The sequence below is a fragment of the Lentzea jiangxiensis genome (assembly GCF_900104175.1).
Lineage (GTDB): Bacteria > Actinomycetota > Actinomycetes > Mycobacteriales > Pseudonocardiaceae > Lentzea > Lentzea jiangxiensis.
Genome location: NZ_FNIX01000002.1, coordinates 133,439 through 146,922, shown reverse-complemented (window position 1 = coordinate 146,922; position 13,484 = coordinate 133,439). Strand labels below are relative to the sequence as shown.

The 13,484-nt window shown below is 72.1% G+C and carries 3 protein-coding genes; all 3 read left to right on the top strand.

Going from position 1 to position 13,484, the window contains the following annotated elements; translation table 11 throughout:
* The first annotated feature begins 28 nt into the window (after window positions 1-28).
* The 3 genes from BLQ91_RS43310 to BLQ91_RS08440 are packed head-to-tail and all read left to right on the top strand — an operon-like array spanning window position 29 to window position 13,465.
* Window positions 29-10,831, top strand: a complete 10,803-nt coding sequence (locus BLQ91_RS43310; protein WP_218130184.1) for a non-ribosomal peptide synthetase — start codon at window positions 29-31, stop codon at window positions 10,829-10,831.
* Entirely contained in the window at window positions 10,818-12,509 is a 1,692-nt protein-coding gene (locus BLQ91_RS08445; RefSeq protein ID WP_218130183.1) for an ABC transporter ATP-binding protein, read from the top strand. Before BLQ91_RS43310 ends, BLQ91_RS08445 begins: the two co-directional genes overlap by 14 nt.
* Window positions 12,506-13,465: an alpha/beta hydrolase-fold protein gene (locus BLQ91_RS08440; protein ID WP_090096193.1), complete on the top strand. Its 960-nt coding sequence runs from the start codon at window positions 12,506-12,508 to the stop codon at window positions 13,463-13,465. Before BLQ91_RS08445 ends, BLQ91_RS08440 begins: the two co-directional genes overlap by 4 nt.
* Window positions 13,466-13,484 lie beyond the last annotated feature (19 nt).

The following is a 13,484-nucleotide window of genomic DNA, read 5'->3' as shown; positions in this document are numbered from 1 at the left end:
TTAGGCTACCTTCACCGATCGTGAAGGGATGGCTGAGTCGTCGATGGAACAGATGGCCGAGCGTGACGTACTTCTTCCGACCGCCCGGATCGCCTCCGTTCGGCGCCGGGCGGGTGAGTACCCGCAGCGGACCATCGCCATCGCGACCGCCGTCGCGCTGCACCACTGGGCCGACCCGGCGTTCCGGGTCGACGGCTTCGAGCTCACCCCCGCCACGCCGTTCGGCGACCTGCTCGTGTGGGCCGACAAGGGGCAGCGGTCCGACGTCGCGGAGACCCCGGACGGCTGGACGATCCCGCTCCCGGACGGCGTGGACGCCGCCGAGGCGCAACGGGTGCTCGACGACCTCGCGGAGTTCCCCCACCGCGCCATCGGCACCCTGACCTCGCAGACCGCGCAGGAGCGGCTCGCGGACCTGGCCCGCTGGAACGACAACGAGTTCCCGCGCGACCGGCCGTCCGTCGTCGAGCTGTTCCGCGAACAGGCCCGGCAGCGCCCCGACGCCGTCGCGATCAACGACGGCGACCGGGCGGTGACCTACGGCGAGGCGCTGGCCCTGTCCAACCAGCTCGCCCGCCACCTGCTCGAGCGCGGTCTGACCACCGAGCAGGTCGTCGGCATCTCGCTGGACCGCTCGGCCGAGATGGTGATCAGCCTGCTGGCCGTGCTGCAGGCCGGGGGCGCTTTCGTGCCGCTCGACCCGCAGTGGCCGGCGTCGCGCCGCGAGTCCGTGATCACCGACGCCCGGGTGGTGCTGCTCCTCGGCACCGGCCAGGAGGGCGAGCCTCCCGCCGTCGCGGTCGACCTCGCGCAGTGGGACTTCTCCGGCTACTCCGGTGAGCCCGCGGACATCTCGGTCAAGGGCGCACAGCTCGCGTACGTCATGTTCACCTCCGGCTCGACCGGCCGCCCCAAGGGCGCGATGATCCGGCACGAGGCCATCAGCGAACGCCTGCTGTGGCAGGTGGACCAGATCCTCCACTTCGGACACTCCGACGCCTCGCTGTTCAAGGCGCCGCTGTCGTTCGACATCTCGGTCAACGAGGTCTTCCTGCCGCTGGTGTGCGGCGGGCGGACCGTCGTCGTGCGGTCCGGCGGCGAGCGCGACCCGCACCACCTGCTGCACACGATCGCCCGCCACCGCGTGACGTTCGTGTACCTGGTGTCGTCGATGCTGGACGTGCTGCTGAACATCGCGGGCGACGGGGAGCTCTCCAGCCTGCGGCACGTGTGGTGCGGCGGCGAGGTGCTCACGCCCGAGCTGTACGACCGGTTCCGCACGCAGCTCGACATCCCGATGTACCACGGTTACGGCCCCGCGGAGGCCACGATCGGCGTCTCGCACGTGATCTACCGCGGCGAGGCCGAGCGGTTGTCGACGTCCATCGGCAAGGCGAACCCGAACACCGACCTGTACGTGCTCGACGACGAGCTGCGGCCGTGCCCCGTCGGCGTCGGCGGGGAGCTCTACATCGGTGGTTTCCTGCTGGGGCGCGGTTACGTGAACGCACCGGGCCTGACGGCGTCGCGGTTCGTCGCGAACCCGTTCGCCTCCGACGGGTCGCGCCTCTACCGGACCGGCGACCTGGCGCGGTTCGCCCCGGACGGGTCGCTCGACTTCCTCGGCCGCGTCGACAACCAGGTCAAGATCCGCGGCATGCGGCTCGAACTGGAGGACGTCGAGGTCGCCCTGGCCGAGCACCCGCGGGTGCGCCACACGTGCGTCGTGGTCAGGAAGAACTCGGCCGGGGGCAACTACCTCGTCGGCTACGTCGTCCCGTCGGACGACGAGCTGACCGCGGACGCCGTGAAGCAGTGGGCGACCGAGAACCTCGTCGAGTACATGGTGCCGGCGCACATCGTGGTGATGAGCGAGTTCCCGTTGACGCCCAACGGGAAGCTCGACCGCCGCGCGCTGCCGGAGCCGGCGGTCGAGACCGGTCCGGTGACCGCGGCCGAGAACGACGTCGAGGCCGCGATCTGCTCCGCCGCCGCGTCGGTGCTGCGGGTCGAGCAGGTCGGCGCCGACCAGGACTTCTTCGAGCTGGGCGGCGACAGCATCCTCGCGATCTCGCTGCTGTCCGCGCTGCGGGCCGAGGGCGTCTTCGTCACGGCCACCCAGATCTTCGTCCACCGCACGCCTCGCGCGCTGGCCGCCGTCGCGTCGCGGGACGGCGCTTCCGCGGTCGACCACGACGACGTCCCCACCGGGCCGGTGGCGGGGTTGCCGATCGTCCAGTGGCTCGGCGAGACCACTGACGCGATCGACGGGTTCGTGCAGTCGGTCGTGCTGAACACGCCCGAAGCGCTGACCGCCGACGCCCTGACGCAGATCCTCAACGCCCTGGTCGAGCGGCACGACATGTTGCGCGCCAAGCTGGTCCGCGGCGAGCGCTGGTCGTTCGACATCCCGCAGGACGGGCGGGCGCTGTGGGAGGAGAGCACCGCGCCGCTGGAGGAGTGCGTCGCCGCGGCGACCCGGGAACTGGACCCCGACGCGGGCGTCATGCTGCGCGCGGTGTGGCGGTCCGGGGCCCGGCAGCTCGTGATCGTGATCCACCACGTCGTGGTCGACGGCGTCTCGTGGCGCATCCTGTTCGACGACCTCGCGCTGGCCTGGCAGCAGGTCTCCTCCGGTGCCCCGGTCGAGCTGCGGCCGGTCGGCACGTCGTTCCGGCGCTGGACCCAACTGCTGGAGCAGGCGGGCTTCGAGGCGGACCGCGAGTACTACCGGCGGCCCCTGCCGGGTGAGGACCGGCTGCTCGGCCGCCGCGAGCTGACCGACGATGATGTCGTCGCGGGCGAACGGGTCCGCACGGTGACGGTCGGGTCCCAGTCCACCGCCGCCCTGCTGGGCGACGTGCCCGCACTGTTCCACGCCAGGGTCAACGACGTGCTGCTGACCGGTCTGGCGGTCGCGCTGGCGAAGTGGCGGCGCGACAACGGGCAGGACCAGACCTTCGCGCACGTCGAGCTGGAGGGGCACGGCCGCGAAGGCCGGTTCGTGCCGCTCGACCCCGATCTGTCCCGCACGGTCGGCTGGTTCACGACGCTGTTCCCCGTGACGGTGGACCCCGTCGACGTCGACGACCTGGGCTCGGCGTTGAAGCGGGTCAAGGAGGACCTCGCACGGGTGCCGAGCAACGGCGTCTCGTACGGGGCGCTGAGGTACTTGGGACGCCACGACTTCGATGCCCCGCGGCCGCAGGTGCTGTTCAACTACCTGGGCCGGTTCGGCGGCGGCACCACCGGCGACTGGCAGCTCGCGGAGAACGCGGGCCAGCTCGGTGAGAAGCGCGACCCGGCGATGCGGCTGCCGCGCGCCCTGGAGTTCAACGCCTCCGCCGAGCCCGGCGCCGACGGCGAACTGGAGCTGGTCACGGTGATCTCGTGGCCGTCCGGGGTGTTCACCGACGCCGACACCGAGAAGATCGGCTCGTACTTCGTCGAGGCGCTGGAGGGTCTGGCGGCGCTGAGCGAGGGCGGCCACTCCCCCAGCGACTTCGACCTGGTGCCGCTCACGCAGGCCGACGTCGACGCGCTGGACTCCCCCGCGCTGCGGGACGTCCTGCCGCTGACGCCGTTGCAGGAGGGCCTCTACTTCCACTCGATCTTCGACGGCGAGTCGGCGCACCGGTACGTCGAGCAGCAGCTGCTGACCCTGACCGGCGCCGTGGACGCCCGCAGGCTCGAAGCGGCCGCGACCCGCGTGCTGGAGCTGTTCCCGAACCTCGCCGCCCGCTTCACCGGTCTCGCCGACGGCCGGGTCGTGTCGGTGCTGGAGTCCGGTGTCCGACCAGAGTTCTCCACTGTGGACGGTCAGGGCATGACCGAGGAGGAGATCCGGGAGTACGCCGAACGCGACCGCGTCGCCGGGTTCGACCTCGCGACCGGTCCGTTGATGCGCTACACGCTGATCCGCACGGCACCGCAGCGGTTCGTGCTGGTCCAGACCGTGCACCACATCATCGCGGACGGCTGGTCGGTGCCGCCGATGCTGCGCGCGCTGCTGGCCGAGTACGACACCCCGGGTTCGGTGCACGTGCGCGGCAGCTACGCCGACTACGTGCGCTGGCTGGCCGACGCCGACGCCGACGAGAGCGACCGGGTCTGGGCGTCGGAGCTCGCCGGGCTCACCTCGCCGTCGTTCGTGGCGGAGGGGCACACGGCGTCGGAGTCGTTCGCCGACATGGTGGTCGACGCGGCCCCGGACCTGGACGCCGCGGCGCGAGCCGCCGGTGTGCCGCTGAGTGCCGCCGTGCACAGCGCCTGGGGCGTGACGCTGGGCGCGCTGCTGGGCAGCCGGGACGTCGTGTTCGGGTCGACGGTGTCCGGGCGCGACGCCGACGTGCCGGGCATCGACGAGATGGTCGGCCTGTTCATCAACACCGTCCCCGTGCGCGTCGGGTGGTCCGCGTCGTCGACCGCGCGGTCGTTGCTGGAGTCGGTGCGCGACCACCAGACCGCGGTGCTGCCGCACCAGCACGTGTCGCTGACCCGCATCGGGCGGCTGGCCGAGCACGGCGGGGCGTTCGACACGCTCGTGGTGTTCGACGTCGCCACGGACGTGACCGCGCTGAAGGGGCCGTTCACGATCGAGGAGATCGTCAACGAGGGCGCCTCGCACTACCCGCTGACGCTGGTGGTCGAGCGGTCGCTGGACGGCGGGCTGCGCTTCAACCTGATCCACGACACGACCGTCGTGCGCGGCGAGGGTGCCCGTGCGATCGTGCAGGCGTTCTCGGACACGCTGAACTCGTTGCTGCACGGGGAAAGCGTTCCCGCGCCGTCCTTCGGCACGGCGCGGGCCGCGGCCGAGGTCGAACCGGCCACGCTGGCGGAGCTGTTCGACGCGGCGGCTTCGCGCGACCCGTCCGCGCGGGCCGTGACGACGTGCCACCTCGACGGCAGTGCCGAGGGCCTGTCGTACGGGATGCTGGCCGACGCCAAGAACCGGCTCGCCCGGACCCTGGTCAACGCCGGGGTCGGACCGCACGACCGGGTCGCGGTCGCCATCGGGCGTTCGCTGGAGCAGGTCGTCGCGCTGGTCGGCATCGTGTCGGCCGGCGGCGCCTACGTGCCGTTGGACCTCGCGTACCCGGACGAGCGCCTGCGGTACGTCCTCGCCGACTCGGCACCGCAGGTCGTGCTGGTCGAGGCCGAGCACCGGGAGCGCTTCGAGCGGCTGCTCGCGGAGGCCGGTGTGGCGGCACGGGTGCTGGTGCACGGCGAGGAGGTCCCGGGAGACGCGCCGCTGCCTTCGTTCGACTGGCGCACCCCGGCGTACGTGATCTACACGTCCGGCTCGACCGGCAAGCCCAAGGGCGTTGTCGTGTCACACGCCAACGTCGTGGCGCTGCTCGCGAACACCCAGCCCGACATGGGCTTCGGCCCGGACGACGTGTGGACGCAGTTCCACTCGTACTCGTTCGACTTCGCGGTCTGGGAGCTGTGGGGCGCCCTGGTCCACGGCGGCGAGCTGCTCGTGCCGGACCACGCCCTGACCCGCTCCCCCGTCGACTTCCACGCCCTGGTCCGTGCGCGCGGGGTCACCGTGCTCAACCAGACGCCGTCGGCGTTCTACCAGTTCGTCGAGGCGGACAGGCTCGGCGAGCCGCTGACCGCGCTGCGCCGCGTGATCTTCGGCGGTGAGGCGCTGGAGCTGTCGCGCATCTCCGGCTGGGTCGAGCGCTACGGCACCTCGCGGCCCGAGCTCGTGAACATGTACGGCATCACCGAGACCACGGTCCACGTGACGCACCGCGTGCTGGAGCCGGCGGACTTCACGTCCGGCCGCGAGGTCAGCCCGATCGGCGGCCCCGTCCCGGGCCTGCGCACGTACCTGCTGGACCCGTCGCTGCGCCCGGTCGCCCCCGGCCAGGTCGGCGCGATCTACGTGTCCGGCCCGCAGCTGTCGCAGGGCTACCACGACAAGCCGTCGCTGACGTCGGCGCGTTTCGTGGCGGACCCGTTCGCGGGCGACGGCTCGCGCATGTACAGCTCGGGCGACCTGGCCCGGCGCGCGCTGGACGGCTCGCTGGAGTTCGTCGGCCGCGCCGACGACCAGGTGCAGCTCAAGGGCTTCCGCATCGAGCTCGGCGAGGTCGAGTCGGCCCTGCGCGCCGTCCCCGGTGTCGTCGACGTGGCCGTGACCGTGGCGGACACCCTCGACCACCTCGTCGCGCACGTCGTAGGGTCACCTGCTTCCGACGTTGCGGCTGTGCTCTCGTCGAAGCTGCCCGCGCACATGGTGCCGCAGCGGTTCCTCCCGCTTCCCGCGCTGCCGCTGACGGTGAACGGGAAGCTGGACCGCAAGGCCCTGGAACAGCGGGCCCGGGTCGCGGACGAACCGGCCGCGGTGCCGGTCGCTTCGCCTGCGCTGGACTCGCTGGTCGGCATCTTCGCCGACGTGCTGCCCGGGGTGCCGGTCGACGCGGACACGGACTTCTTCGTGGCCGGCGGGGACAGCATCATCGCGATCGGCGTGGTGAACAGGGCGCGTGCGGCCGGGGTGCGGCTCGCGCCGCGCGATCTGTTCCTGCACAAGACTCCGCGCGCTCTGGCCGCCGCCGTCGCCCCGGCTGCCGCGCCTGTTCCGGTGACCGCCGTCCCCGAGGTCGCGGACGGGGCCGTGGTGCCGACGCCGATCGTGCTGCGGCAGCGGGAGCTGGGCGGGGACCTCCGGTTGTTCGCACAGGCGCGGCACCTGCCGTGCGCGAGCCTCGCCGACGCCGAACGGGCCGCGCGGGCGGTGGTGAAGACGCACGCGGCGCTGCGGATGCGGCTTACGGTCGAGCACGGCGTGTGGTCGTTGAGCATCGATCCGGACGCGCGGGCGGGGTCGGTCGTCACCGCCACCGGAGACCTCGACACCGCCGCCGGCCGGGCAGCCCGCCGCCTCGACCCCGAGTCCGGCGTCCTGACCGCCTTCACCTGGCTGGAAGACTCGAAGACCCTGGTCGTCGTCGTCCACCACCTCGCCGTGGACGCCGTCTCCTGGCTGATCCTCCTCGACGACATCGCCGCGGCCGTGCGGGGCGAAGACCTCGCACCGACCACCACCCCGTTCAGCGCCTACGCGAGCGCCCTGACCCTCCAGGCGCAGTCCGGCGCCGACCTGCGCCACTGGGTCGAGGTGCTCGACACCCCGCCGCTGACCCCGGAGATCGGCGTCCAGCGCGAAGTCACCGTCACCCTCTCGGCCGACATCACCGACCGGGTGGTGCGCACCGCTCCGCAGGCCCTCGGCCTCGGCCTGACGGAGTTGCTGTGCGGCGCGCTGCGCACCGCGCTGACCGAAATCCAGGGCACGCCGACGGACCTCGTGGTCGAGCTCGAACGCCACGGCCGTGTGCCGGTTCTGGACCACCACGACTACACGCGCACGGTCGGCTGGTTCACCTCCATCGCGCCGGTGAAGCTCAGCCCGCACACCGACCCGATCGAGGCCGCGCGGGAGCTCACGGCGCGGCAGCCGGACGAGGAGCGGCACGTCGGGTTCGGGCGGTTGCGGTACCTCAACCCGCAGACCGCGCCGGTGCTGGCCGCGCTGCCGCGGCCGCAGGTGCTGTTCAACTACCTCGGGCGCGGCAGCGAGTCGCAGGCCCTGCACCTCGACACGGGTTCCCAGCCGAGCCCGTACGCGGTCGAGGTGAACTGCTGGGCCGACACGACGAGCGGGAGCCTCAAAGCCACGTTCGCGCTCTCCGAGGACGTGTCGGACGAGATCGCGGCGCGGTGGCTGCTGGCGCTCGAACGGATCGCGGACACCTCGGTCACGACTACCCGCACCGCGCCGTTGTCGCCGTTGCAGCGGGGTCTGTACTTCCAGGCCCTCAGCAGCAACGCCGGCCATTACGTCGCGCAGAGCTACTTCGCGTTCGACCGGCGGCTCGACACCGACGCCCTGGCGAAGGCCGTGCGGCACGTCATCGCCAAGCACCCCGTCGTGGGTGCCGGGTTCGCGGACGAGGACGGCACGCCGGTCCAGGTCATCACGCCCGGCGGCGAGGCGGAGGTGCGCGTGGTCGACGTCCTGAACCACGACACCGTCGAGGCGATGCGGACCGAGGACCGCGCCCGGGGCTTCGACCTCGAACGGCCTCCGCTCGTGCGGCTCACCGTGCTGCGGCTGCCGGACGGCACGGACGCGTTGCTGTTCAGCTACCACCTGCTGCTGTGGGACGGGTGGTCGCGCGAGATCGTGCTGCGCGACCTGTTCGGCGCCTACCGGGCGCTGCTGAACGGCGACCGGCCCGACACCACGCCGGCGCCGAGCTTCGAGAACCACTGCCGCGCGCTCGCGGCCAAGGACCAGCAGGCCGCGGAACGGTTCTGGGCGGGGTACCTCGCGGACCTGCCGGGCCCGACGCTGCTCAGCGACGGGTCCACTTCGGACTCACTGCCGACGAAGATCGTGCGCACGTTGTCCGAAGAGGACTCCGACCTCGTGCGCAAGACGGCCGGCAGGCACGGCGTCACGCTGAACTCCGTCGTCACGGGTGCTCTCGGGGTGCTGCTCGGCAGCGAGACCGGACGGGGTGACGCGGTCTTCGGCGTCACGGTCTCCGGGCGCGAGGAGGAAGGCACCGAGGACATCGTCGGCGTGCTGCTCAACACCGTGCCGATGCGCGTGTCCGCCCGTCCGCACGACACCGTGCCCGAGTTCCTCGCGAGCGTGCAGGCGTCGCGGGTCGACGCGATGGAGCACGAGCACGTCGGGCTGGGCGAGATCCAGCGGGCCAGCGGCCACGACCAGCTCTTCGACACCCTGTTCGTGCTGCAGAACTTCCTGGACGACAGCACGTTCGACGAGCTCAACCGCGCCAACGGCATCGTCGGCCACGAGTCGGAGGACTCCACGCACTACCCGTTCACCTGGGTCGTGACGCCGGGCCGCCGGCTGACGGTCAAGCTCGAGTACCGGCCGGAGGTCACCGCCCCCGCGCGGGCCGAGCGCCTGTTCGACGAGTACCTGCGGATCCTGCGGGACCTCACCGCCGACGGGCCGCTGGGCGCGATCGCGGGCACCGGTCCGCAGCCGGTCCTCAACCCCGCCAACGACTTCGGCACCCTCACGGTCGTCGACCTGTTCGACCAGGCCGCCGACCGCAACCCCGACCGGGTCGCTCTCGTGGCGCACGGCGCGACGATGACCTTCGCGCAGCTCAGGGACCGCAGCCGTCACCTGGCCGGAGTGCTGCGCGACAAGGGCGTGGGCGTCGAGACGTCGGTCGCCATCGCGGTGCCGCGGTCGCTGGACTGGGTCGTCGCGCTGTTCGGCATCCTGCGCTGCGGCGCGGCGTACGTGCCGCTGGAGCTGGACCACCCGGACGAGCGGATCGCCGCGATCATCGACGACGCACGGCCGTCGCTGGTCATCACGACCACCGCGGTGGCGCCCAGGATCTCCGGCGAGGTGTTCGTGCTCGACGAGCCGTGGCCGGACGCCGAGCCGGTGACCACGTTCGAACCGGAGAACCCGAACCGGCTCCGGCACGCGGCCTACACGATCTACACGTCCGGCTCGACCGGCAAGCCCAAGGGCGTGGTGACCGAGTACGCGGGCCTGACCAACATGCTGGTGAACCACCAGCGGCGGATCTTCGAGCCGGTGCTGGCCGAGCACGGGCACCGGACGTTCCGGATCGCGCACACCGTGTCGTTCGCCTTCGACATGTCGTGGGAGGAGCTGCTCTGGCTCGCCGACGGCCACGAGGTGCACATCTGCGACGAGGAGCTGCGCCGCGACGCCACCGGGCTGGTCGAGTACTGCCTGGAGCACGAGATCGACGTCGTCAACGTGACGCCGACCTACGCGCAGCAACTGGTGGCCGAGGGGCTGCTCGGTGGCGAGCACAAGCCGGCGCTGGTGCTGCTGGGCGGTGAGGCGGTCACGCCGGCGCTGTGGCAGCTGCTCGCCGACACCCCCGGCGTGGTCGGCTACAACCTCTACGGGCCGACGGAGTACACGATCAACACGCTCGGCGTCGGCACGTTCGACTGCGTCGACCCGGTGGTCGGCGTGGCGATCGACAACACCGATGTCCACGTCCTCGACCCGTGGCTGCGGCACGTGCCGGACGGGGTCGCGGGCGAGCTGTACGTGAGCGGTGTGGGCATCGCGCGCGGCTACCTCGGCCAGCCTGGGCAGTCCGCGGAACGATTCGTGGCGTGCCCGTGGGTCCCCGGCCAGCGGATGTACCGGACGGGCGACCTCGTGATCCGGCGCTCCGACGGCAACCTGCTCTACCTCGGGCGAACCGACAAGCAGGTCAAGATCCGCGGCCACCGCGTCGAGCTGGGCGAGGTCGAGGCGCGGTTCGCCGCGCACCCGGACGTCCGGTTCGTCGCCGCCGTCGCACAGGCCGACCCGCAGGTCGACGGCGCCTACCGGCTCGCGGCCTACCTGGTCCTGGCCGACGGGGCGGACATCCCGCCGATCGCCGCCGAGGTCGGCGCGGGCATGCCGGACTACCTGCGGCCGACGCACTACGCCGCGGTGGACGCGATCCCGCTCACGGTCAACGGCAAGGCGGACACGTCGGCCTTGCCCGAGGCCCGCCCGCTCGGCACGCTGATGACCAAGGCCGAGGACCGGGAACTGACCGAGACCGAGACGCTCGTCCGCGAGATGTTCGCGGAGGCGCTCGACCTCGACGAGGACGAGGTGGGCATGGCGAGCGGTTTCACCGAGTTGGGCGGGCACTCGATGCTCGCCGTGCGCCTCATCGGTCTGCTGCGCCGCGAGTTCGGCCCCGTCGTCACCATCCGGGACCTGCTGTCCCTCTCCACCCCCGAAGCGATTGCGCGCCACGTTGACGAACACTGAAGTCCGCACCGGCAGGGAGATCCTGCGGATCGCCCTGCGCCGCAACCGCGGCGCCATGACGGCCGGGACCCTGCTGATGGGGTCCTACCAGGCAGCCGAGACCGCCGTGCCGATCCTGCTCGGCGTGATCGTCGAGTACGCGCTGCGCGGCGGCCGGCTCAGCTCGCTCGGCCTCGCGCTGCTGGCGCTCGGGCTCGTCATGGCGACGGTGTCGTACTCGTGGCGGTTCGGCATGCGCATCCTGCAGAAGGCGAACACCACGGAGGCGCACCGGTGGCGGGTCGCGGTCGCCGACCGCGGCCTGCGGCCGGTCGCCCGCGAGATCGACCTGAAGTCCGGCGAGGTCCTCACCGTCGCCACCGAGGACGCCGACCAGACGGCGGACATCATCGAGGTGGTGCCGCTGCTGATCAGCTCGCTGGTCTCGGTGGTGATCACCGGTGTCGTGCTGGCGGTCATCAGCGTGCCGCTCGGCGTGCTGGTCTTCGCCGGCACGGTGGGGATCCTGGGCGTGCTGGGCGTCATGTCCCGGCGGATCGGCTCGAACACGCAGGTGCAGCAGGCGAAGGTCGCGCGGGCCGGGGCCAAGGTGTCCGACCTGATCGCGGGTCTGCGGCCGCTGCACGGTTTCGGCGGCAGCTACGCGGCCTTCCAGGCGTACCGGAAGGTGAGCACCGAGGCCAAGGAGCAGTCGATCGTCGTGGCGCGCGTGAACGGCGTCTACGCCGGTCTGTCGCTGGCGCTGAACTCGGTGCTGGCGGCGGCGGTCACGCTGTGGGCGGGCTTGCTGACGTTCCGGGGCGACATCACGATCGGCGAGCTCGTGATGGTCGTCGGGCTCGCGCAGTTCCTGATCGAGCCGCTGAAGCTGTTCTCCGAGATGCCCAAGTACGTGATGATCGCGCGGGCGTCGGCGGAACGGATGGCGCTGGTGCTGGCGGCGCCGGCCCGCATGACGCCGGGCGTCGAGGAACCGGACCCGGACAGCGGCCTCGAGCTCTCGTCGGTCACCCACGGGACGTTGCGGGACTTGACGTTCTCGGTCGAGCCCGGTGAGTTCGTGGCGGTCGCGGCCTACCAGCCGCAGGCCGCGGCCGAGCTGGCGTCGGTGCTGTCCGCCGACGTGCCGCCGTCGTCGTACGAGGGCGTCGTGCGGGTGGGCAAGCACGACGTCGCGTCGCTGTCGATCGAGAGCCTGCGCACCCACCTGCTGGTGAACCCGTCGCACCACGAGGTGTTCGCGGGCACCCTGCGCGAGAACGTCGACCCGTCCGGCACCAGCACGTCGGTGGAGGAGGCGGTGTCCGCCGCGATGCTGACCGACGTGGTGGCGCTGCACTCCGAAGGCCTCGACTACGCCGTCCGCGACCGCGGCGCGAACCTGTCCGGCGGCCAGCGCCAGCGCCTGTCCCTGGCCCGCGCCCTGGCCGCGAACCCGGAGATCCTGGTGCTGCACGACCCGACCACGGCCGTCGACGCGGTGACCGAGCAGCTCATCGCCCGCAACCTCGCCGAGCTGCGCCGCGGCCGCACGACGATCGTGCTCACGAGCAGCCCCGCGCTGCTCGACGCCGCCGACCGCGTGATCGTCCTCGACGGCGGCACGGTGACGTCCGAGGGCACGCACCGCGAACTGCTCGGCCGCGACTCCTCCTACCAGCTGGCGGTGGCCCGATGACGAGGTTCGAGTGGCGCGGAGGGCCCGCGGAGCTCCGGTTCGAGGACGTGCTGGCCCCGGTCGAGCTGCGGCACGAGGAAGGCGACCTCTTCGCCGCCGAGGTCGAGATGCCACCCCGGCTGCGCGTGACGTACCACTTCGCCGACGCCGACGGCGAGGAGCACGCCGACCCGTCGAACCCGGCCGGAGCGGGCCCGAACCGGTCGATCTTCACGACCCCGGACCTCGAGCCGCAGCCGCACTGGCCCGTCGTCGGACCCGACGAGGTGCTGGACGTGCCGTCGCTGCGCATCCGGTGGACAGGCGCGTTGGGGCGCAAGACGGTGCGCGTGCACCAGGGCGGCGAACCGGTCGTGCTGCTGCTCGACGGCGACGACTGGATGTACGCACACCCCGCTCTCGCCGCCTTCGAGTCCGCGGTGGAGAACGGCGAGATGCCGCCGGCGACGCTGGTCTTCCTCCCCACGCCCCGTGATCGCGCCGCCGAGTACAGCTCACCCGAGCTGTGGCAGGCGATCCGGGACGAGCTGCTGCCGCTGCTGGCGAGCAACGGCGTGGCGGTCGACCTCTCGCGGTTCGTGGTCGCCGGGCAGAGCCTGGGCGGTCTCAGCGCTTTCCGGGCGGCGCTCGACTTCCCGGACCTCGTGACGCGGGTGGCGTGCCAGTCGGGGTCGTTCTGGTGGACGCGCGACCTGCCGGACCGGGGCCTGTCCCTGGACGGGCCCGCCGGTGGGGACACCGCCGAACGCCTGAGCGCCCTGCCGGACCTGTCGGGGTTGCGGGTGGCGTTCGACGTCGGCGAGCACGAGCCTCGGACGCACCGGCACTGCTCGGTCGTGGAGGAGCTCGCGGCGCAGGCGGGTGCGGCGGTGCGGGTGAACCGGTCGCCGTCGGGGCACGACCGGGTGGGCTGGCGGCACGCGCTGGTGCGCGACGTGGCCTGGTTGCTGAGCTGAGCAGGGGAAACCCCTGCTC